The organism is Pseudoalteromonas sp. BSi20652 (genome assembly GCF_000239855.1).
Lineage (GTDB): Bacteria > Pseudomonadota > Gammaproteobacteria > Enterobacterales > Alteromonadaceae > Pseudoalteromonas.
Window position 1 is genome coordinate 1 of record NZ_BADT01000204.1, and the last position, 22,845, is coordinate 22,845.

Annotated in this window: 16 protein-coding genes, 1 tRNA gene and 3 pseudogenes; 5 read left to right on the forward strand and 15 right to left on the reverse strand. The window is 39.0% G+C overall.

What is annotated here, in order from left to right; all coding sequences use genetic code 11:
• The first annotated feature begins 58 nt into the window (after window positions 1–58).
• Window positions 59–134 (forward strand) — tRNA-Val (locus P20652_RS18975).
• Window positions 135–451: 317 nt separating this feature from the next.
• Window positions 452–2,097, forward strand: a pseudogene (locus P20652_RS18980) (response regulator).
• Window positions 2,098–2,101: 4 nt separating this feature from the next.
• Here the strand turns inward: P20652_RS18980 and msrB are convergent.
• The 10 genes and pseudogenes from msrB to P20652_RS02780 form a co-directional block, all read right to left on the reverse strand.
• Window positions 2,102–2,542, reverse strand: a complete 441-nt coding sequence (gene msrB, locus P20652_RS02825; protein ID WP_008171754.1) for a peptide-methionine (R)-S-oxide reductase MsrB — start codon at window positions 2,540–2,542, stop codon at window positions 2,102–2,104.
• Window positions 2,543–2,686: 144 nt separating this feature from the next.
• Window positions 2,687–3,127 carry a hypothetical protein gene (locus P20652_RS02820; protein WP_008171756.1) on the reverse strand — a complete coding sequence of 147 codons (441 nt, stop codon included), beginning with the start codon at window positions 3,125–3,127 and terminating at the stop codon, window positions 2,687–2,689.
• Between the two features lie 2 nt (window positions 3,128–3,129).
• A pseudogene (locus P20652_RS02815) lies at window positions 3,130–3,647 on the reverse strand (DUF2919 domain-containing protein).
• A gap of 10 nt (window positions 3,648–3,657) precedes the next feature.
• On the reverse strand, window positions 3,658–5,676 hold the full coding sequence (gene ligA / locus P20652_RS02810) for an NAD-dependent DNA ligase LigA (protein ID WP_008171759.1): 2,019 nt from the start codon (window positions 5,674–5,676) through the stop codon (window positions 3,658–3,660).
• A gap of 80 nt (window positions 5,677–5,756) precedes the next feature.
• Window positions 5,757–6,524, reverse strand: coding sequence for a cell division protein ZipA (zipA, locus tag P20652_RS02805; RefSeq protein WP_008171761.1), 768 nt, complete (start codon window positions 6,522–6,524; stop codon window positions 5,757–5,759).
• Between the two features lie 74 nt (window positions 6,525–6,598).
• Window positions 6,599–10,000, reverse strand: coding sequence for a chromosome segregation SMC family protein (locus P20652_RS02800; protein ID WP_008171763.1), 3,402 nt, complete (start codon window positions 9,998–10,000; stop codon window positions 6,599–6,601).
• A 67-nt stretch (window positions 10,001–10,067) separates the two neighbouring features.
• A complete protein-coding gene (locus P20652_RS02795; RefSeq protein ID WP_008171765.1) occupies window positions 10,068–10,799 on the reverse strand; it encodes an RNA methyltransferase in 732 nt (243 codons plus the stop codon).
• Window positions 10,800–10,875: 76 nt separating this feature from the next.
• Window positions 10,876–12,912, reverse strand: coding sequence for an FUSC family protein (locus P20652_RS02790; protein WP_008171768.1), 2,037 nt, complete (start codon window positions 12,910–12,912; stop codon window positions 10,876–10,878).
• Between the two features lie 10 nt (window positions 12,913–12,922).
• On the reverse strand, window positions 12,923–13,783 hold the full coding sequence (locus tag P20652_RS02785) for an HlyD family secretion protein (RefSeq protein WP_008171770.1): 861 nt from the start codon (window positions 13,781–13,783) through the stop codon (window positions 12,923–12,925).
• A gap of 5 nt (window positions 13,784–13,788) precedes the next feature.
• The gene (locus tag P20652_RS02780) at window positions 13,789–13,992 is read right to left on the reverse strand and encodes a DUF1656 domain-containing protein (RefSeq protein ID WP_008171772.1); all 204 of its coding nucleotides are present in this window, start codon (window positions 13,990–13,992) and stop codon (window positions 13,789–13,791) included.
• A 391-nt stretch (window positions 13,993–14,383) separates the two neighbouring features.
• Between P20652_RS02780 and P20652_RS18985 the strand changes: the two are divergent.
• The 3 genes and pseudogenes from P20652_RS18985 to P20652_RS02770 all read left to right on the forward strand — a co-directional run bounded on the left by P20652_RS18985 (window position 14,384) and on the right by P20652_RS02770 (window position 16,909).
• Window positions 14,384–15,492, forward strand: a pseudogene (locus P20652_RS18985) (YjgN family protein).
• A 9-nt stretch (window positions 15,493–15,501) separates the two neighbouring features.
• Window positions 15,502–16,524, forward strand: a complete 1,023-nt coding sequence (locus P20652_RS02775) for a M48 family metallopeptidase (RefSeq protein ID WP_033017974.1) — start codon at window positions 15,502–15,504, stop codon at window positions 16,522–16,524.
• Entirely contained in the window at window positions 16,511–16,909 is a 399-nt protein-coding gene (locus tag P20652_RS02770; RefSeq protein ID WP_008171777.1) for a DoxX-like family protein, read from the forward strand. Before P20652_RS02775 ends, P20652_RS02770 begins: the two co-directional genes overlap by 14 nt.
• Before the next feature lie 59 nt (window positions 16,910–16,968).
• Here P20652_RS02770 and speB read toward each other — a convergent pair whose 3' ends face one another.
• From speB to P20652_RS02745, 5 genes are all read right to left on the reverse strand, one after another.
• On the reverse strand, window positions 16,969–17,892 hold the full coding sequence (gene speB, locus P20652_RS02765; RefSeq protein ID WP_008171778.1) for an agmatinase: 924 nt from the start codon (window positions 17,890–17,892) through the stop codon (window positions 16,969–16,971).
• Window positions 17,893–17,895: 3 nt separating this feature from the next.
• On the reverse strand, window positions 17,896–19,809 hold the full coding sequence (speA, locus tag P20652_RS02760; protein ID WP_008171780.1) for a biosynthetic arginine decarboxylase: 1,914 nt from the start codon (window positions 19,807–19,809) through the stop codon (window positions 17,896–17,898).
• Between the two features lie 552 nt (window positions 19,810–20,361).
• Window positions 20,362–20,694, reverse strand: coding sequence for a YnfA family protein (locus tag P20652_RS02755; RefSeq protein WP_008171783.1), 333 nt, complete (start codon window positions 20,692–20,694; stop codon window positions 20,362–20,364).
• 77 nt (window positions 20,695–20,771) lie between these two features.
• On the reverse strand, window positions 20,772–21,641 hold the full coding sequence (locus tag P20652_RS02750; protein WP_008171784.1) for an MYG1 family protein: 870 nt from the start codon (window positions 21,639–21,641) through the stop codon (window positions 20,772–20,774).
• 921 nt (window positions 21,642–22,562) lie between these two features.
• On the reverse strand, window positions 22,563–22,760 hold the full coding sequence (locus tag P20652_RS02745) for a CPXCG motif-containing cysteine-rich protein (protein ID WP_008171786.1): 198 nt from the start codon (window positions 22,758–22,760) through the stop codon (window positions 22,563–22,565).
• Window positions 22,761–22,845 lie beyond the last annotated feature (85 nt).

Below are 22,845 nucleotides of genomic sequence, written 5' to 3' on the forward strand. Positions count from 1 at the left end.
TTACATAATAAGCAGTTAATTAGTAAAAAATTTAATAACAGTTATATTTATTATATGTGGGTGATTAGCTCAGTTGGGAGAGCATCGCCCTTACAAGGCGAGGGTCACTGGTTCAAGTCCAGTATCACCCACCACATATAAACACTTCAGAAAATCTTCCTTGCCAAAATCAATAATTACACTTTTATAAACACTAATAATTTTTACAGTATGTAATTCTATGTGGATAATTAGCTTCGCTGTAAGAAAAAAGAGCATCGCCGCCCTTTACAAATAATGGCGAGGGTCACTGTATAGTTTTTAATTATGTTATTTTACTCTGTACTTTTTAGCTAGATAAACGTATTAGGCAAAATTAAATACCTAATAAATACAGCTATCATTTAAATTCCCTTGTAAGCAGTTAAACTGTTGATTATAGTCTGTGTTAAATACAATAACATTCAAGCTAATGCCAACTAAGATCTATTCAAAAGCCAAAATACTTATAGTAGAAGAGCAACCGCTTGCCCAAAGCTATATGAAACAATCGTTAGAAAGACTTGGCTTTCGGCAATTGCGCTTTGCCGATCATGCAATCTCTGCAAAAGAGCAATGTTTAAGTGAAGAATTTGATTTAATTGTTTGCTCATTTAATTTAAGTAAACACCAGGATGGCTACCAACTCTATGAAGAACTGCGTGTAAAGCAGTTAATAAAAAGTTCAACTGGATTTATTTTTATCTCTGCTGAAACAAGTGGCTCATTGGTTCATAGCGTTCTTGAGCTGCAGCCTGATGACTTTTTAGTAAAACCATTCACAATACAAGAACTTAAAATACGTATAGAACGGATTTTAAAGCGCAAGCATGACTTACAAGCGGTATACACTTTTATTGATGATGGTAACGATTCAAAAGCAATTAAGCTTATTGATTCAACATTAGATAAAAAAGGCAATAACTACAGCCCTATTTTACTACGTTTAAAGGGTGACGCTCTGCTTCGTTTAAAACGCGTTCAAGAGTCAAAAGACTTTTTTAAATCTGTTCTCGACATTCAAAAATTCGCTTGGGCAAAAGTTGGCTTAGTCGAGGCCCTTATAGCGAATAACGAGCATATATTAGCGCAGCGAATGCTTAAAACAATGTTGGAGCGACAAGAAACCAGATTAGTTGCTCTAGACCTTATGGGTAAATTAGAGATAAAACTAAATCAATTTGAACTAGCACAAGGTTTTTTAAGTCAAGCAGCAAAAATTGCACCACGAAATATTTCACGACAAAAGTCATTAAGTACTGTATCGCTGATTAATCACGACTACGAAAAGAGTTATTCAACTCAAAAAGATATAGCCTCCTTTGCCAAACACTCAATACACGACCACCCCGATGTATATTTGAATGCAGCACGTGCAGGTATCGACTTTGCGCTAACGACTGATCAAACAGATCAAATTCAACGAATTTCTAGGCAAACCAATCAGTACATTAATGATTTAAAAAACAGTTTCCTAATAATACAAATCAAGCTCAAATTGATGTACTTAATGCACGACTTCATTATTTAAAAGACGAGCATCAAAAAGCGAAAAAGCTAATTGAACAGCTTGATGATGACGATACTCATATCCGTTCGGTTGATGGGGCACTTGATAAAGCGAAAGCGTTTCACGAATTAGGGTTTCATCAAAAGGCGCAAACCTTATTTACCCAAATAATTAAACACTGTGAAAGACACCCAACAGTTAGCGACACAACTTACTTACGTTATATTCAGCAGCAACAAAGTGAGCGACGTGATATTAAAATGGGTCCGAAAGAGCTTAATAACCATGCAGTTAATCAATTTAATAAAGGCCAATTAAATACTGCGCTGGAAGCTTTTACACAAGCGTTTAGAGTCATGCCTCGTAATCAAAGTATCGCACTTAATTTATTACAGTGCTTATTTGATTCAACAAAGCAATCTGGCAGCTCATTTAATATGGAACTTGCTAAAAGATGCTACGCCCTTCTTGATAAAACTAAATTACAAGCAGATCAGACGCAGCGTTTAGATAAAATTTTGCACATAGCAAAAGAAATGAATTTAGATCTTCAAAGCGCTGGTAAATAAAATATTAGCGCTTTTTCATTGATGCGGCATTAACGCAATAACGTAAACCTGTTGGTAATGGACCATCTGGAAAAATATGGCCCAAGTGCGAATCACACACGTTACAAACCACCTCTATGCGCTCCATACCATGACTTGTATCGCTTACATAGCCAATTGCTTCAATTGTCGCAGGTTGCGTAAATGACGGCCAACCAGTGCCACTATCGAACTTCTCATCAGCATCAAACAATAAATTATCACAGCAAATACACACATACTTACCAGGTTCGAGTAATGTACAACTACCCGAGCTACCAGGGCGCTCTGTTCCCTTTTTGCGTGTTACGTAATATTCATCTTCTGATAGTTGCATCCGCCACTGCTGGTCAGTTTTAACTACTTTTTGACTTGGGGTAGGATTGCCGTTGGTGGCAAAGTTAATAACATCATTCCACTTCAACATAATAACCTCATAAATTGTTGATTAACCATGCCTTTTATATTTATAAAGCATCGCTAACTATTACGCCATTTAACACGTAAAAGATCAGCCGGAGACTGTGATCTCCTTTTAGGCTTAAAGCTTATTTAGCCTAGAAAAAACGCCCTAATTAAAGGTAATATTTTGCTTTTCTGAATCGGTCAGTATTCGTTTAATAAAACTATCTAGCTCTGCTTTTTTTGCAGGTAAACTTACACTTAATTGGCGCTCGTTATTACTGTAAATTATTAGCTCGTCATCTTTAGTCTTTATACAGTCTATACTCTTAATAACAAGCCAATCTGGACCGTGCTTTTTATCAAAAAACCCCATCAAGCTAAAAAGTAATAAATGTTGGGCGTCTCTTTGGATAAAATCCTCTAACCGGTTTCTTGATTTAAATAGAGGCGTTAACCTATAAACGCTTGAGCAAAAAACAAATACCCACAACCCAAATAGCGCTTTAAACCACATAAACTCTAAAAGATCAGTGCTAATCATTAAAATAATAAGCACTAGTCCTATTAGCGATATCGCTATCGCTATTTTTTTATTTACAGCGTCCACACCTAATCCCTTTTAAGTCGCTTTTTTTCTTCTGATGCTTTTTCTGTCGGCTCAGGCCAATCATTAAAAAAACGGTTAAATAGCGGCTTTTCACCAAATACCACAATATCCATAAAACGATCATCATTTGTACTGCTAAAAATGATGAAAATCGATAATGGCTATGCGCTGCTTGAATACTTAACCATGTTAAATCAACAACTGCACATAAAATAAGAGGCCAGCGCATATGTCGCCATATTTTTGCTAACCTGTCGCTTGCACTGTGTGAATCTCGTGGTCTGCGTAAACAAAATAAAATAGTCGGTATTATTGCAATACTTCCAATTGCTATTGCGATAAAAAAGTCATTTTTATTTTTAAAAAATAACGACATTAAATCCAGTTCAGGCCTACGACTTAAAGCCGCAATAACCCAAATAAAATAACTGCGCAATAGCACAAGCACACTTAAATGAAATGCAATAGGCGTACGGTAACTTCCGTATTTATCCCAGTATTCTGGCCCATATCGGCTCATTGTCGTTTTCCTAACCGTTATGCTTTATAAGCAACTCAATTAATTCATCTTCAGTTAGTATGTCTATGCCTAGGTCTTGTGCTTTAGTTAGTTTTGAACCTGCTTTTTCACCCGCCACTAATGCATCAGTTTTAGCCGATACGCTACCAGACACCTTGGCACCTAGTTGTTGTAATCGTGCCTTTGCATCATTGCGGTTAAGTGTATTAAGCGTACCTGTAAGTACATATGTAAGCCCCGCGAGCGGTTGTTCTTCCTCAGAAGGTGCGCTCAACGCTGGCCAGTTTATGCCTTGCTCTATCAGTGCATTAACAACCGCTAAATTATGTTCTTCATCAAAAAAGCCACGAACATGTGTTGCAACAATTTCGCCTACATCACTTACCTGCGTTAAACTATCAATGCTGGCATTTATTACATTTTCAAGGGTTAGGAAGTGATTAGCTAAATTTTGTGCTGTCGCCTCCCCGGCTTCTCGAATACCTAATGAATATAAAAACTTTGCAAGCGAAGTGCCTTTAGCCTCTTCAAGTGCTGTTACTAAGTTTTTAGCTGACTTAGGTCCCATACGTTCAAGTGACTCAAAATGCCCCTGTTTTAAAATAAACAAATCAGCAGGCGTTTTTATAAGTTCTCTATCTACTAACTGATCAACAATTTTATCGCCAAGACCATCTATATCCAGCGCTTTGCGCGAAGCAAAGTGCTTAATTGCTTGCTTACGCTGCGCAGGACATACAAGCCCACCTGTACAACGAGCTACAGCTTCGCCTTCAACCTTTTCAACATGAGAATCACAGATTGGGCAAGTTACCGGAAATTCAATATCTCTAGCATCATCAGGGCGGCGTTCAAGTACAACTTGTGTTATTTGTGGGATCACGTCTCCAGCACGGCGAATAATAACTGTATCGCCTACTTTTACACCTAAACGTGCAACTTCATCACTGTTATGAAGCGTTGCATTTGATACGGTAACGCCACCCACAAAAACAGGCTTCAAACGTGCAACAGGTGTAATGGCGCCAGTACGACCGACTTGAAAATCAACATCAAGTAGTTGGGTTATTTCCTCTTGCGCCGGAAACTTATACGCAATAGCCCAACGAGGAGCACGTGCCACAAAGCCTAAACGCTCTTGTAAGGTCTTTTTATTTATTTTTATTACTACGCCATCAATTTCATATTTAAGCTCACCACGGCGCGTTAAAATATCGCTGTAGTACTCGAGCGCGGCTTTTGGGCCTTCAACTAATTTTGTTTCTGGGCACAAAGGTAGCCCCCAATCAGTCAGCTTTTCTAATTGCTGATAGTGATCCTCAGGAATGCTGCCATCAGCAACAAGCCCGGTGCTGTACGCATAAAACATGAGTGGGCGTTTAGCGGTAATTTTAGAGTCGAGTTGACGCAAACTCCCCGCGGCTGCATTACGCGGGTTAACAAATACTTTTTCACCGCGTTTTTGCGCCTCAGTATTTAATTTATCAAAGCCAGCGCTGTCCATAAATACTTCGCCGCGCACTTCAAGCTCTTTTGGGTAATCACCACGTAGCTTGAGCGGTACATTACGAATGGTTTTAACATTTTGAGTAATGTTTTCACCGGTAAAACCATCACCTCGCGTTGCTGCTTGTACAAGCACACCATCGCGATAAATAATTGATACAGCTAAACCATCAAGTTTTGGTTCACAACAAAAAGTAAGCTCATCAGTACTCATTAAACGCTCTTTTATACGGCGATTAAACGCAGTGAATTCTTCTTCACTAAAGGCGTTATCAAGTGAGAGCATGGGTACTTGGTGCGCTACTTGCTCAAATTTACTAAGTGCTGCACCGCCTACTTTTTGTGTAGGTGAGTCGGCGGTTAAAAATTCAGGGTGCTGCATCTCTAGTGCGCTTAGTTCGCGTAATAACCTATCGTATTCAGAATCAGGAATACTGGGGGTGTCGAGCACATAATAGTTATAGTTGTGTTGCTCTAATGTAGTACGAAGATGATTAACTTGCTCACTAATGCTGCTAGACATTTAAACCTCAATAAACATAAAAAAAGCCACTTTGACGATTCACCGTCCAGTGGCTTATAAAAATATAATGTATGCGTTATTTACGCTGAAAAAGAACGAACCTGCTCAACATATTGTCTTACGCGATCTACTGTCATTTCATTTCGCTCAGCATCTAAAATTTGTGCACCAAATTCATCCGCTAACTTTTTAGCTGCGCTGTGCAACATATTAAATGCAGCTAGACCATCGCCGTCGCACGGTAACGTCATAAATAAGCTTACCCCAGCGGTACTAAACTGTTCCATATTATCAATATCAAACGTACCTGGGTTGTACATATTTACTAATCTAAATAAAACAGGGCCTTGACCAGCCGGATCTAGGTGGCGATTAAAAAAGCCTTCCTCAGAATATTTAAAACCTAAAGTGTTAACTGCCGGCAATAATTTACTGCCCTGCATACTAAGCTCTTCCGGCATTTGAATATGTACGATAACAAAGTCAGACATTTGGGCAGGTGCTTCTTCCGCGCTTTGCTCTTTTGTTTCTAGGTCATCAACTATTTCTAGGTCATCTTCAATCGGCACTTCTGGCACGCTTGTATCTATTTGCGGCTCATTTGCATCAAAGTTAAGCTCGCCAAACTGTGGCTCATCACGTTCGTTTTGCATTGGCTCTTTTGGTTCAGCCTCAGTTCGAAACGGTTTAGATGAAGCTGATGCGCTTTCTTGCAATGGTTCAACCCGCTCGTTATCAGATACTTCTGGGCGGTCTTTTTTTCTCACAGACCACAATCCATGTATTAATAAACCACCAATGACAACTACACTGATAATGATTAAAACCCATCTTAATTGTTCGGCCATCCCCTCACCTTTTATTATTTGATATGCCTAAAACCTGTATATTAATTAAAAAATAATACACTTGTTATAAAAATTTATGCATGTGCAAGTTGCACAGCCTGCTCTATATCTACAGCAACCATACGCGATACGCCAGGTTCTGCCATAGTAACACCTGTTAATCTACCTGCCATTTCCATCGCAATTTTATTATGACTAATATAAATAAACTGCACTGATTGTGACATTTCCTCAACCAAACGGCAAAAACGCACAACGTTGGCATCATCCAATGGTGCATCTACTTCGTCCAGCATACAGAAAGGAGCTGGATTGAGCCTGAATATAGAAAACACTAATGATAATGCGGTCAGCGCTTTTTCTCCACCACTTAACAAATGAATTGTTGAATTTTTCTTACCCGGTGGTCGTGCCATTATACTAACACCACTTTCGAGTAAATCGTCACTGGTTAATTCTAAATACGCACTACCACCACCAAAAACTTTAGGAAATAGCTCTGCAAAGTCTTCGTTAACTTGATCGAACGTCGCTTTAAAGCGTGTTTTGGTCTCACTATCAATTTTACGAATTGCACCTTCAAGGGTACTTAACGCTTTTGTTAAATCATCTAATTGATTATCAAGATAGTCACTACGTGCTTTAGCTAGGTCAAACTCTTCTATTGCTGCTAAGTTTACTGCACCTAACTTATCTAACTCATTAGTAAATCCGGTTAACTGATTTTGCGCTGCACTTAAATTTACTGAATCTGGTAATTCATCAAGTATTGCTTTTAAGCTTTGCTTTAGCTCTTCTAATGGTTCGAGCGCAACTTGCGCTTTTATGAGTAGGCTTTGCTCTTCAATTGTTAGCTTTTGATGCTGCTCTTGCAAGCCCACCAGCTCACCTTGTGAATTTTTAATGCTTACTTGCTTGGTGTTAAAGCTTTCTTTAGCGTGAGCTAATTCTTTTTGAAGTAACACCAAGGCCTGCTCACCTTTTTGATGCTGCGCTAAAAACTGCGCTATTTTATCGCTAAGCTCTTGCTCTGGTATCAGCAGCTCTTCTATTTCATTGAGTAATTCTTGCGCGCCTTCTGATGCACTAATATGCTCTTGCTCTGCGTGGCTCAATTTTGTTTGGCTTAATTGCCATTCACTGCGCACCTTTTGCTCAGAGAGTTTTGCCTTATGCGCTTGCGTTTTATATTGCTCAAGCATACTTAATGCTTCGCTATAACTTTTATCACTTTGTGAGCGCAGGCTATTTGCAGCGTCTACCTCATCCGTTAAGTTGAGTTGCTGCTCATTTAACACTTCAAATTGCGCTGCTTGCTCATCAAGCACGGTATTTAATTGTAAAAGCTGATTTGTTAATTGCTGCTTTTGTTGTTGTAGCTTTTTTAGTTGTAACTTAAATTGCGCTACTTGCTGTTTGAGCATATCGCTGCGTGTACCGGCTACTGCTATATTTTGCGCAAGCTCATGTATGGCTTCTTTTAGCTCGCTTTGTTCGTTAATTAATTTTATTTGCTCAGCTGTATGTTCGTCACGAGTGCGTGTTACTTGTTTTAGCTCGTCCTCGGTATTAGTTAACTGCTGTGCTTGATCTTGCAATTGCTTATGTTTTAAAAGCAATGAGTTTTCTGCATTACATTCAGCACTTACATGCCAGTTACGACCAAATAAAGCACCGTTTTTATCCATAACGGCTGTATAATAAGCATCTTTTAACAGCGTTAAATCACCGCTTTCGCTATAAGCAATACGCGTTAAATGATCTGGGTACACGCCGCTTGTTATGAATGCCGCTAAGCTATTTTCAGCAATGTGCTTACCACTAATTGGCCACACACTATTATCAGCTTGCTGCTCACTTACATTTAAGTGCTCTAGCGATTTAAGTGCTTGCTCTATTAAGGGCTCAAAGCCTTCTTTAACACCTAGTTGATTAAACAAACCATTAGTACGTTCACTTTCCTCGTCAAGCCCTAATGTACTTTTAAGCCCCGTTATACTGGCTTTTAACTCGTTCATTATTTGAGTAAGCGCCGAATATTGCTTTTGTGAGTTATTAACACGCTCATTTTGCAATTCAAGCTTAGCGCTGCACTGTGTGTGGGCTGTTTGTTTAGCGGCCAGTTCTTGAGTTAATTTTTGTGTTTGCTGTGTTTGCTGCGTTAATTGTTGCTCTACATCGCTACTTTTTAGATCAGTTAGCTGCACATTTAACTGATTAATTTGCTCGTTAACGTGGCTTATTTGCTGTTGAGTTTGTTTAATGTGACTACTATGCAGTTGTGCATTATTATTAAGTTGTTGCTGTTGATCACACAAAGTTTGCCAATGGGTATAACGGCGCTGCCTAAGTGCTAATAATTCCTCAAGTTCATGCGTTAACTTCCTAACTTGCTCTTCGCACATTAAAGCGTTTTCACTAACCCCTTGCAGGGTTTCATTTAGTTGCTCACACACAATTTGCTGCTGCGTTTTAGCTTCAGTGCTATGAGTTTGGCGTTGCTGTAATTTAACTAAATTTTGTTTAAGCGTTTGGATTTGTTGCTTTACGTTTATTTGTTGCTGCTCAGCGCGAGTAAGCTCGGTGTGTATTACATGTTGCTGGTGCTGTGCATCGCTTAGTTTATCTTGCTGAGCTTGTACTTGCCCTTCTAAGCTTAAAAGTACATCGTCATGTCCTAAGTTAGCGGTTTTAAAAAATGAAATTTGATCATTCAGTTTTTTAATTTGGGCACTTTTTTCAAGTTGCTGCTGATGTAACTTTTGCCATTTTAAAACCGCAATTTGGCCTTTTAGCGTACGTTCTTGGGCTTTTAATTCGCGGTATTTTTTTGCATCAACCGACTGCACAGCCAATTTATCGAGCTGGCTTTGTAGTTCTTTGCGAACATCTAACAAGCGTTCAAGATTTTCGCGAGTGCTTTTTATACGTGTTTGTGTTTCGCGGCGACGCTCTTTGTATTTAGAAACGCCAGCGGCTTCTTCTAAAAATACGCGCAGCTCTTGTGGTTTACTCTCTATTAAGCGCGAGATCATCCCTTGCTCAATAATTGCGTAACTACGTGGACCAAGACCGGTGCCTAAAAATATATCGGTAATATCGCGCTTACGGCATTTACTGCTATTTAAAAAATACAGTGACTGTCCGTCGCGCGTTACTAAACGCTTAATAGCAATTTGGTTTCTGTCGGCAAATGTGTTTGAAGGACTTCCGTTATCGTTATCAAAAACAAGCTCTACAGAAGCTTGCGATATGGCTTTTCGATTAGTTGAGCCATTAAAAATAACGTCGGTCATGGCATCGCCACGCAGGTTTTTAGCAGAGCTTTCACCAAGCACCCATCGCACTGCATCAATAACGTTCGATTTGCCACAGCCATTAGGGCCTACAACACACGTCATTTGATCAGGAAATGGAATTTTAGTGGGCTCTACAAACGATTTAAAGCCCGCTAATTTAATAGTGCTTAAGCGCATCTTATTGTTATTACCGATTATTATTGTTATTGATTACAAACAATTTAACTCATTAACAGTTAAATTGTTAAGCTTGTCGTTTAAAATTATCTAAAATAATACCAGTCGCCATTGCCACATTAAGCGACTCTGCTCCACCAAAAGCGGGAATGGTGATTTTATTAGTTACTAACTTTGCGCATGTCTCGCGTATTCCATGCGACTCACTGCCCATTAGTAAAACGCCTGAGCCCGTAAATTGGGTTTTGTGTACACTCTGCCCATCTAAAAAAGCACCGTAAACAGGTAAGCTTAAAGATTGTAAATAATCAGGTAAATCTACTTGGCTTACCGATACCCTTACAAACGAGCCCATTGTGGCGCTAATTGTTTTTGGGTTGTAAGCGTCAGCGCTGTCGGTGCTAGTTACTATATGCTTAATACCGTACCAGTCTGCCACTCTTATTATTGTTCCTAAATTTCCAGGGTCTGATACGCCATCAAGTGCGAGTATTAAGCCACTTGCTTGTGGTAAAGCTGTCTTTGGCATATCAACAATAGCAATGGCTGCATTATTGCTAACTAACGTGCTGACTTTGGTGAGAACCTCTTCATCAGCCTCAATAATATTAGCGTGCTGATACTTACCTTGGTACGCATTTATAAATTCGTTTGTAGCAAAAATATTAACCACATTTAATGGGCTGTTTAATAACTCAAGTACGTTTTTTTCACCTTGTACAAGGTATTGATTATATTGCTTTCGGTACTTTTTTTGGCCAAGTTGGCGAATAAGTTTGAGTTGGTTTTTTGAAATCATAACAGCCCCATAAAATTATCCAGTAAGTATAACAGATTTCGTTATAACATCTGAACTCGAAAAGCAGCGAATAGGGCTAATTTATCTTGCTGGCACTTCTTTCAAAGGTCAGATTAATGCGAATAAACATGCCTTTTATTGCTTCTAATTGATTTGAATCGCCAACCGTCTGAGCCAATTCCTCATAAAGATTATCTGACGCTTGCTTAAACTTATTATTAAACTTGCCCTTGGTTGCCAACATAAATGCATCGGCTAATGTACGCTGCCACCGATTTAAATACTTTAGCTTTGTATTACCAGCCAAATTTTCACAAATTGAGTTTAATCGCACAGACGCATGCCCTAAGTTTAGACCAGTTAATGCAAGGTCGGTTATAGCACGAGAGTGTGAACCCTGATCGTAATTAGTTAAGCGCAGCAATCTATCTGCCATACGACGGTTGTACCAAATACTGGGCGTTTGATGAGTATTTATTTCGATTAAATCTTTATAAGTGGCTTTAAAAACACGATGAACAAGTAATTGAACACTGGGTCCTGTAAATAACTGAAAAATCCAAAATAAAATACTCACGCCAGCAAAAATAGCGATTGCAGAGCTCAGTGTGTAATCAATTGAAAACGCAAGGCTCATATCGGTACTAGGCCTTACCAAAATAGTGAATGGTATACAAAACCCTAAGCCGTATGGCAGCGTTTGTTGCTCAGCAAGTAACAGTAATCCCAGAAAGTAGGGACCGGCTAGTACAAGTAATAATATTTCTAATTGCCCACCGCTTTGTGATAATAAATTTAGCGCATAAAAAACAGTTACAAAACTGGCAACCACAACACCTACAAGCAGGCGCTTTATAACTCCCTGTAAAATAGCCAAGGGTATTCGCGCTAGCATTATCGAAAATATGACTGGCAAAATCATAATTAACAATGCTGCAGAAGAACCTGTATTAATCCAAATAAATGCGCCGATAGAAAACACCAAAGCAGTTCTAAATCCAACTATAATGCCAGCTAATGGGTCACGATATGTAAGCATACTCGGTGCATTTAATAATGTTTTATCGCTTTGTTCTAAAGCCCTATATGCGCGCAGTAAAATGGTTAAATCGTTAGCCACGTCTAAGCTCACATTAAGCATGTGGGATTCAAATGGTGAATCACACACCGTATTTGCTCTGTAGTCGGTTAGTTGTTTGCGCAGAGTTTTAACTTGCTCGGCGCAGTAATCAAAATCGTCAGATTCTTTAATTTGTGCAAATACGTGTTTAAGTTTACCTATTAATTTGTCTAATGTGTGAGTAATGAGGTCTTCGTGGTTTCGTTGCAAACGCCCAATTATTTGAATGAGAGCCAACAAAGAAAGTACTTTTTGCGACAATTGATTTGCAGCACGTGAGCGCCCAGGACCTTTTGGTCCTTCGTACCTCACTGCACTAGAGTCTTCATTTATAGACCCTAACGTTGCCATAATACCATCTATTTGTAGATGACGGTTTTCGTGCGAGTCTTTAGAATCAAGCTCGGTTACTAAATAATCTAACGTTTGGTTTATAACCGACCGCGCTTGTACTTGCAGTAAATGCTTAACTTTTACAGGCCAAAATAAATGGCTCACAAGCCCGGCACATATAGACCCTATAACTATTTCACTCACCCGCGTTTGTGCAATGTCGAATATACTCTGGCTACTCACCATAACCGGATTGACCATAACTAAAAGCACAATAATAGCGGCGGTTACACCGGCCATAGCAAACGCATACACAAAGTTTGCTTGGCGTACCATTGCCGATAACGCAGAGTTTACCCCTAACCATAATGCAAGTGCACCGAGCGCTAAATAAGGGTAGAGAATTAGCTGAGTTAAAAGCAATATACCAAACAAACCACCTACTATGGTGCCTATAATCTGACAAATTGCTTTTTCAATAACGAGTCCACTTTGCGGGCGTAATTGCAAAAATATAGCTGATACTAGCGCCCAATAAGGTCTTTCAAGATTAAGCCACATAGCAATAGTAAGCGCCATTACCATGGCTATAACGCCCTTAATCGCAAAAATAATTGCCTGTTTTTTAGGAAAAAACAAATTTTGTAATACAACGCCCACTGTCTTCCCCTTAACGTGTAGCGAGATGTATTGTGGCGGTCATTCCTGCGCTTAACTGTGTATCTTCGGGCAATGAATCTAACTTAATATCAACAGGAATACGTTGCGATAAACGTACCCAATTAAATGTTTGTTGTACTTGTGGTAAAAGCTGCCCGTTACTTTGTGTATTCGTATTTGCAATTGCTTTACCTACACTCACTACATGCCCCGTTAATTGCTTACCACCACTTAAAAGCGCTATTTTAGCTTTTTGATCAGGATAAATAAGCGGTATTTTACTCTCTTCAAAGTAACCCGTTACGTAAAATGAATCTGACTGCACGATAGCAAACACAGGAGTGCCTTGGGCTACATAGTTACCTTGGCGTAAATTCAGATTAATTATTTGCCCCGATGTAGGTGCGACTATTTGCGTTCTATCAACATTTAATTGCGCAATTGTTTGCTCTATTTTAGCTAAGTTATAATTTGCTTCAGCAATTTTGGTATTGATACGTGTTGATTCAAGCGTTTCTTCACTTATCGCCTGCTGAGTGCTTAGCTCAACACGCCTCTGGTATTTATGTTTAGCAAGCTCCCATGTATATAGCGTATTTTCTGTGTTGGCTTTACTTTTATCGAGCGCTGCTTGATAGCGCTTTTGATCAACATTAAAAAGCACTTCGCCTTTTTGTACGTTTTGACCATCTTTAATATTTAAAGTGGTAACCCAGCCCGATACGTCTGGTGCAACTGTAACTATATCTGCTCGAATGCGACCGTCGCGCGTCCAAGGAGTATGCATGTAGTCAGTCCATACCCAACGCCCAGCAAAAACCGCAGCTATAACAACCAAGATAGTAAAAGTAATACGCAGATATTTAATCATTCAATTTATCTTCCACTTAGTAAATAGACGGCCAGTGCCAAGTAACAAACAAATAGTGACACTTCAAACCAAGCCACTTTCCAAATACGGTCATGCCAATCTAATCGATGCAAAGCAAAACGAGTCAGCGCTGTTAAAATAAACGCAATTGGGAAGTAAACAATCAGCGGGCTAAATTCTAATCCCCCTAACACGACTGCTTGAAACATAATAAATATCCTAATGTTGTTTAAAGCGCTGATAAAAGCTGTAAAACCTAAATAAATTTACATCGCCACTACTCTTACAATCTATTATTTTGGCATATAAATCAATTAGCTTAATTGTACGTAGGTGTGCTTAATACATAATTAATGCCATTACATTTAAGCAGCATTAACTATACATAGTAGCTAAATCGCATATTAAAAAGCTAAAAATCCCAGTTACCAGCCAAATAAATAAAACCAGCGAGGTTTATTTATAAAAAAGTATTAGGGTATTTAACTCAACACTTAAAACGCCTATTTATAGCTGTTTACAGAAGGGTTGGATAATTATAAACATTGAATTTTGCACTAAAAATGGGTAAATTAACAAAAAAACATGGATATAATTTTAATGGAATCAATACACCCTACCCCCTCTGAAACAACCCCACCAATAAATGAGCCTGCTGAGCCAATTTTTAGCGCAAAAGTGCAGTTTAGTGGTAAAGGCGGTGAGTTTTTGGAATCTGGATTGTAAATATATTACTTAGCGTTATTACGCTTGGCATATACTCGGCGTGGGCTAAAGTACGTACGCATCGCTATTTTTACGGCCACACTCGTATAGACGGTCATAGCTTTGACTACCTAGCAACACCAATACAGATTTTAAAAGGCCGGATTTTAGCGGTTATTGTGTTTTTTATTTACACATTTTCTATTAGCTTTATGCCTATATTAGGTCTGTTTATTGCTATTGGTTTTATCTTTTTAATGCCATGGATTATTAACCAAGGTTTACGTTTTAACCTGCGTATGACACGCCATCGTAACGTCCGTTTTGCTTTTAAAGGCGATTACGGCGAGGCGTTTGTTAACTTTATACTTTTACCTATCGCCAGCATATTTACGCTTTATTTATTAATGCCTTACGTTATAAAACGTATTGATAGCTATATCCATAGCAATATTAGTTATGGCGATAAACCACTTACTGTAAATCTTAAAGGCGAAACCTATTACCTAACAGCGCTTATTTGCTTTGTAGTGAGCTCTATCACCATGGTGGTATTAATGGGGATTTTAGGGTTATTTGGCCTCAATTTATTAGATGTTGAAAATCAACAAAATTTAGAAAACTCCCCTGCAATGGTTATGTTACCTATACTTATGATGATTGCCTATGTACTAATGATTGCCATTGTTACTGCTGTATGGCACGCCGCGATTAGAAATCATATTTTTGATAACAGCCATTTTGAAGGCGTTGCTACATTTAAATCAGAGCTAAAACCAATTCCTTTCGCTATTTTACTACTCACTAATATGTTGGCTATTGTATTTTCTTTAGGGCTTGCATACCCATGGACAAAAGTACGTACATCAAAAATGCTCGCTGATGTAACTAACGTCACTATTTATCCTGGTGCATTGAATCTGATTGATACCGAGCAGGATCAGCAATCATCGTTTGCTGAAGAAGCTGCAAACGTATTTGATATTGACCTTTCTCTAACTTAAGAGCTCACCATGCATGTAAAGGGACATTTTTTCCCCATCGCATCGAGTAACTATCAAGTGTGTGTTGCCAGTATTAGCGACACACACATTGAGGTTATCAACGATGAACACGTTATCTCTCGCCACGTAATCTCAAGTCTAACATTAAGTTCAGGGATGGCAGGACTTGCCGACGAACTAAACTTTGAAGATGGCAGTCGTTTTATCCCTCTTGATGTAAGTTACAGATGGCCATTTAAAGAAAATAACTATCACATAATGGAGCGCCTTGAAAAAAGTAAATGGGCAATTTTAGCCGCAGTCATATTTACACCACTTTTTATGTGGTTAGTACTTTATAAAGCGGTACCGGCCATTGCTGTTTATAGTGTTGATACCCTGCCACGTAATGTTGTGGAACAGATGGGGGAGCAAAGTTTTACACTAATTAAAAAGATTGCGCTTGACCCAAGTGAGCTGCCCGCAGAGCAGCAAACTAAAGTACAAGCACATTTTACAAGTATGCTTAATGCGTTATCGCTTGATCAATCGGTTTATAGATTATCGTTTTATAAATCAGACAGCTTTGGTGCTAACGCGTTTGCACTACCGCATGGTCGTATCGTGGTAACCGATGATTTAGCAAATTTACTTGCCGATAAACCCAATGCACTAAAAGCGGTATTGCTACACGAAATGGGCCATGTAGTTCACCAGCATAGCGTACGTATTACAGCACAATCTGCCGCAAGTACGATTGTGCTAGCGGTTGTATTTGGTGATTTAGAGGGGGTTGCAGAGGTTGCATTAGGTACAGGTGCATCATTTGCTCAGCAAGGGTTTTCACGAGATATGGAACGCGAGGCCGATAGCTTTGCACTCACTCAATTAGAGTCGCTTGGGTATTCGAGTAATGACTTTGCTGATGCAATAGAAGCCCTACAAGAAAGCCATACCAGCGAAAACGAGCACCTCGAAAAAGTAAATGACTTTTTAGAGTACTTATCTAGCCACCCAAGTGCACAAGAGCGTATTGATAATGCTAGGAAATAATCGCGGTTATATTCAACTTGCTCGCTACATAGTAAGTTTAAGTTGGATATACCACGGCTTTTTTCCAAAGCTTTATCATATTGCACCGCTTGAAAAATTGATGACTGGCAGTGCTGGTTTTTCAGCCGAAGTGTCTGACTTAATTACACGTTCAGCGGGTGTTGGCGAAATTATATTTGGATTGTGTTTATTTGTGTTTTATAAAAATAAACACCTAATAATGTTAAATGTTCTAGCGTTGATTGGCCTTTTACTCGCTGTAGTTGTAATGCAGCCACAATTACTTATTGAAGCATTTAACCCTGTTACTACTAACCTTCCTCTTATTGGGCTAAGCGTTATTTGGTTAAAAGAAATTAAGCTGCTAAATAATCGATACCTATAACTAAAAAAGGGTATGCCAGCGCATACCCTATTTAGCTTTAAACTCTATTTTAAAATAAATTAGTACTTATTTTTATGTGTCCACACATGTAATAATTCGCTCGCAATGGTTGCTGCGGCAATAGCGGTAAGCTCGCTTTGGTCATACGAAGGTGATACTTCTACCACATCCATACCTACCATGTTTATGCCTTTTAGCGCACGCAGTACTTTAAGTACTTTATCTGACGTTAAACCACCGCACACAGGAGTGCCTGTACCAGGCGCAAACGCAGGGTCTAAACAATCTATATCAAATGTTAAGTAAACAGGTAGGTCACCTACTCGTTCAAGTATTTGCGCTGCAATATCATTTGCATGTAAATCGTTAGCTTGCATTGCATCAATCACAGCAAACTCATGTTTGCTTTGATCAAAGTCGGTACGAATACCTATTTGTATACTGTGATCAACATCAATCAGCCCTTCCATTGGTGCATGATAAAACATAGTGCCGTGATCAAATCGCGAGCCATTGCTATAGGTATCGGTGTGCGCATCAAAATGTACCAGTGCCATTTTGCCATGTATTTTTGCATGAGCACGTAATAGCGGAAGCGTTACAAAGTGATCGCCCCCTAAACCTAATAGCGTTTTACCTTGACGAAGTATTTGCTCAGCAGCCATTTCTAGTTGCGCAGTAAAATACTCAGGGTCGCCAACAGGGTAAGTAAAGTCTCCTGCGTCTGCCACTTTTAAGCGTTCAAACAACGGGAACGTCCACGGGTATTTAGTGTCTTCCCACGCTAAATGAACTGATGCACGACGAATTGCATCAGGGCCTAAACGCGCACCAGGGCGACCCGATGTCGCTAAGTCAAACGGTAAGCCTAAAACCACTACGTCTGCATCAATTGCATTAATGTTTTGCACCATAGGACGACGTAAAAACGTCATCCCATTTGAGTACAATGAGTGATCTGCGTGACCAAACAAAGTCGACATTGCTTATAACTCTTCTAAATAAGTGTAGCCATCAAGGCCGCTTTGCAACTCGTCTAAAACGCTTTGCTGTTCGTGTTTTTCAATTTTAGTGCTTACTAACTGCTCATATGATTGCTGAAAACTTTCAACATCTAAATGTACATAGCGCATCATATCGGCAACAGTGTCACCTTGGTTTATCTCGGTAATACTTGCAACGCCTTGCTCATCCATATTAACAATTGCGCTGTGCGTATCGCCAAACAAGTTATGCATGTCACCTAAAATTTCTTGATAAGCACCCACCAAGAAAAAGCCCATTAAATAAGGTTTATCAGCGCTAAACTCTGGCACTGGTAATGTGCTTTCAATACCTTGACCATCAACGTAATGCTCAAGTGCACCGTCTGAGTCGCAGGTTATATCAAGTAATACGGCACGTTTTTTTGGTGCTTCAGTTAGCCCACTTAATGGCAATACCGGAAACACCTGATCAATGCCCCATGCGTCTGGAAGCGATTGAAATAACGAGAAGTTTACAAAAAACTTATCGGCTAAACGTACGTTTAATTCATCAATAATAGGACGATGAAAACGGTTTTTATTATCCATATGCTTGTTAAGTTCATAACAAATACGGATGTTAATTTGCTCAGCCCATGCACGTTGCGATAAGTCTAATAAACCTAAAGCAAACTGGCTATGCGCTTCAGCTAAATCACCTTGGCTGTCGTGATAGATTTCAATTAATGCACGGTCATCCGTTGAATCAGTTAACTGTACAAACGATGCCCACATGTTTTTTAATAACAGAGGTGCATCTGCCGCTGGCGCTACTAACTCTTCTGGCGTGTAACTTTCAGTACCAATAACATTAGAAATAAGCACAGCATGATGCGCCGTAAGCGCACGACCCGACTCAGAAATAATAGTCGGCATTGGTTGCTCATATTGCTTACATGTATCACCAATGGTGTACACAATGTTATTTGCATATTCGGCTAAGCTGTAATTCATAGAGTTATGCGACTGGCTACGTGTGCCGTCGTAATCAACAGCCAAACCGCCACCTACATCAAGGCAATCAATTTCTGCGCCTAATTTACGTAGCTCACAGTAAAAACGCGCTGCTTCGCTTACACCTAAACGTACGTCACGAATGTTCGCCATTTGTGACCCTAAGTGAAAATGTACTAGCTGAAGTAAGTCAAGCTGGTTTGCGTCTTTTAAACGATTAACTACGTGTAAAACTTGCGATGCAGATAAACCAAATTTTGATTTTTCGCCGCCACTCGCCTGCCATTTACCTTTACCTTGCGATGCTAAACGTACGCGAATACCAATGCGTGGTTTTACGTTAAGCTCTTTTGCTTGGCTAAGTACCATGTCTAGCTCAGAAAGCTTTTCGAGTACGATATACACTTTATGACCTAGTTTTTCGCCAATAAGTGCTAAACGTACGTACTCTTTGTCTTTGTAGCCGTTACATACAATAACGGCGCTGGTTTTTTCAGCCAGTGCTAGTACCGTTAGTAATTCAGGCTTGCTGCCGGCTTCTAAACCAAGTTGCTTTTTTTCTACTTGTGCTTGGCTTGCTACTATTTCTTCAACCACTTCACGTTGTTGGTTTACTTTTATTGGGTAAACTAATAGGTAGTCTTTAGGGTAACCATAGTTTTCAATCGCAGTATTAAATGCGCCGCATAAGCTGTGTACACGATGGTGTAAAATTTGCGGAAAACGAACTAAAGCAGGTAAGCTTAAACCTTTATCTTGAAGCTGCTTTGCGATATCTGTTAATGCAATGGTTTGCTCTGGGGCATGAGCCTTGGGCGCAACATACACATCACCTTGATCATTAATACCAAAAAAACCTTGGCTCCAATGACGAACATTGTAGCTCGTACGAGCTTGTTCTAGTGATGTTGTTTCTTTCATTTATCTTTCTCTTTTATTTAATTAATTAGTGCCAACTCGGCTAGTGCCGCGCATTAAAAGAAAAATAGAGATCTAAGTCCAACAAGTATTTTTGCTCGTAACGAGTGATTTTTAATGTTAAAAAAACAACCAATCACGCATTGCCCCCCAGCGTATATAAAACAGGACTTTGATGATTGTTAAAGATAAGAAAAGTTGTAAAAAATGGCTGTTTTTAAATGACTCATTATAAATTTTATTAGTAAAAATGAGTTAGCTCATTCAATAAAATTCATCTTGAGTTACTGTGTTTATAAAATTTACTTTTGAAGGATTAGAGCAAGGTGTTCTCAACGCCTCAAATTACTGCTATTTAGCCAACGTGTTGTGACCAAGTAATACCTATGTATTCTGCAAAGTGAATAAAAACTGCACGTCTAAAACGCGCAGCATAACATCCACCAGCTTCAGTAGTTGCTTAACACATATGTAGCGTTAAATATTGCCTGTGGTATTGAAAGTGGGAAATTGCAGTAGTGTATAGGCGAATTCGATTAATTAAGTATAAGCTAGCTATGCACTTTTTGGGGCGAACATAATTATAGCCATACCTAGCAGTGCTACTAAACCACCAATAATATCCCACATAGTAAGCTTTACGCCATCAACAACCCATAACCATAATAGCGCAACGCAAATATATACGCCTCCATAAGCTGCATACACGCGCCCTGCTGCAGTAGGATGTAAAGAGAGCAACCATGCAAATAGTCCCAAACTTAAAGCCGCAGGAATTAAAAGTAAAATGCTTTTATCTTGCTTAAGCCAAAGGTAGGGCAAATAGCAACCCACTATTTCTGCTAAGGCTGTAATAGTAAAAAGTGCGATTGTTTTTAGTTCAAACATAATGCTCCGCGCTAAGGTAACAAGCATAACAATCTATATAAATTGTTATGCTTAGTATTCGTTATGAATCTGCGTTGTTATTCGCTAAGCGCCATAGTGGCAAGCTTCATGGTGCTTTCAAACGACTTAGTGCCCGCTATAAATAAACCATTATGGCAAAACACTGCATCATCAATACCGGTTTCATCTACAAACGCTTGATCAGATAAACCAGACCATGCTTTAGGAAGCGGTTTTCTATCTTCAAACGAGCCAGGCTCAACGGGTACCGTTTGTAATATCCATTGCCCAGAATGCGATGGGTAAACCATGTATAGCGCATCGCTTGATAAAATATGCACTGTTTTTTTCCACGGTGTATATTTTTCAAGCACTATAACTCTGGCATCTTCTGCATTTTCAATTGCTTTGGCGACAATCTCTTTTGCATTTACACTACCGTGAGCTGAGGCGATAAAACGAACGAGCATGCGAGCTGCAAATTCAACAGCTTCATCAAAGCAGGTATCAAAGTTACTTTCTTCTTCCCACGTAGGGTTAAACATTGAGATTGTTTGGCTCAAGCTTATTCCTTTTGATACTCCTTCAACATGACCACAATCAATGGCATCAATGGTTGAAACTAAGCCTGAATCCACTCTATCAGCCACGGCTTGGTTATCATCACACAGCGCTAAGCCGTATTTTTTCCACACTAAACCAAATGATGAAAAAGGAATGCCATTTTCTCGCTCGCCTGCACCACCGCGTTGATGATGATCAAAGCGATTCGTTTGAGGGTCATATTCCCCACCTACATCAATTACAAAGTCGGCACTTTCTATAAGCGCTTTATCGCGTGTGCGTACCAGCTTAAACGATGGCAAAACATGTTTAAGTACTGCAATACTAAAAACGTCATCTGCATGAAAATTACCATTGTGGGTTACTACTGTTATGTCTGTCATTGGTTTAGTGTCATTTTTAGAAATGATAAGAAAGTCTCGCTATTTAAACGTTATGGTTTGAAGTATTTCAGGGAAATATAATAAGGTGGATTTTATACGAATGTAACTAACAAAAACAGTATCCTGTTAGGCTTGCCGGTTTTTGTTGTAAAAGAAATATTTAGGGTGTTAGTAATCTATTCTTATAATCGATTGCTATAGCGCTTTATTATAAAGTAGTTACACAAAATTAGTTACACCCTCGAAAAATACATACCTATGGCTTTAATGCACTAATTTTATGTTTTAAAAGCAAGTAATTAAAACAGCTTACGTAGCTCATCAATAATGTCATCTGGCTCTGAACGTGTACGGTAATCTGCATCCACATGACACCATGTAACCTATCTATCACGATCTATAATAAATATGGCTGGTATTGGCAGTATACTACCATGGCCATTATTTGTTTCTTCTGGGTCGAGTTTACGATCAACTCACATATGTTCTACTTAATACTCACAGACTTCCCATGCAATGCCATACTGCGATGCAACTTCTGCACTTTATCTGAGAGCACTAAAAATTCATTTTACTTATCTCATTTTTACTCATTGAGACGTCCGGTACCTGCGGGCTAATCGCAACTAGTTGAGCCCCCAACAAATGATATCAGCTAACCTTTCCTGTAATGCTTTAAGTTGTAGATTGCAGTATGGGCAACAGCTGCCACTTCAAAGCGTATCCTGACATTTTTTATGTTAAGTATAAATAAACGTATTTAAAGGAACCACAACAATGAACTTCAAACGAACGTCATAAAATTGAAGATCAACACTACTCTTATTTGTATATTAATTTATATTTATTATGCAGGAGTTAATGTGAAGAAGAACAAATCTGTAACTAAGGACTTACGAAATAAAAGGCAACACTAATTTATTAATACGCATCATCTTCGCCATATACATTAACAATTAACTCATCATCAATGTTATGTGAAACTAAAAAATTTATTGGTTTACAGCACACTTGGCAATCTTCAATGTATTGCTCATCGATGTCAGAGGCATCAATTAAAACGTCAATTGATTCACCGCAATAAGGGCACTCTATTGTTCTTTCCGCTAATTGGTTCATTTTTTGCACCCTATACAAATTAATTTTATAGTACCAATATCAGTCTAAATCAGATTTACGTTATAAATCTGGTAACTTTGGTTTA

Excerpts from the sequence above, each read along its gene's own strand:
- msrB (WP_008171754.1), bottom strand. The coding sequence starts at position 2,542 with ATGTTGAAGTGGAATGATGTTATTAACTTTGCCACCAACGGCAATCCT.
- ligA (WP_008171759.1), bottom strand. The coding sequence starts at position 5,676 with ATGTCTAGCAGCATTAGTGAGCAAGTTAATCATCTTCGTACTACATTA.
- zipA (WP_008171761.1), bottom strand. The coding sequence starts at position 6,524 with ATGGCCGAACAATTAAGATGGGTTTTAATCATTATCAGTGTAGTTGTC.
- P20652_RS02800 (WP_008171763.1), bottom strand. The coding sequence starts at position 10,000 with ATGCGCTTAAGCACTATTAAATTAGCGGGCTTTAAATCGTTTGTAGAG.
- P20652_RS02795 (WP_008171765.1), bottom strand. The coding sequence starts at position 10,799 with ATGATTTCAAAAAACCAACTCAAACTTATTCGCCAACTTGGCCAAAAA.
- P20652_RS02785 (WP_008171770.1), bottom strand. The coding sequence starts at position 13,783 with ATGATTAAATATCTGCGTATTACTTTTACTATCTTGGTTGTTATAGCT.
- P20652_RS02780 (WP_008171772.1), bottom strand. The coding sequence starts at position 13,992 with ATGTTTCAAGCAGTCGTGTTAGGGGGATTAGAATTTAGCCCGCTGATT.
- P20652_RS02775 (WP_033017974.1), top strand. The coding sequence starts at position 15,502 with ATGCATGTAAAGGGACATTTTTTCCCCATCGCATCGAGTAACTATCAA.
- P20652_RS02770 (WP_008171777.1), top strand. The coding sequence starts at position 16,511 with ATGCTAGGAAATAATCGCGGTTATATTCAACTTGCTCGCTACATAGTA.
- speB (WP_008171778.1), bottom strand. The coding sequence starts at position 17,892 with ATGTCGACTTTGTTTGGTCACGCAGATCACTCATTGTACTCAAATGGG.
- speA (WP_008171780.1), bottom strand. The coding sequence starts at position 19,809 with ATGAAAGAAACAACATCACTAGAACAAGCTCGTACGAGCTACAATGTT.
- P20652_RS02755 (WP_008171783.1), bottom strand. The coding sequence starts at position 20,694 with ATGTTTGAACTAAAAACAATCGCACTTTTTACTATTACAGCCTTAGCA.
- P20652_RS02750 (WP_008171784.1), bottom strand. The coding sequence starts at position 21,641 with ATGACAGACATAACAGTAGTAACCCACAATGGTAATTTTCATGCAGAT.
- P20652_RS02745 (WP_008171786.1), bottom strand. The coding sequence starts at position 22,760 with ATGAACCAATTAGCGGAAAGAACAATAGAGTGCCCTTATTGCGGTGAA.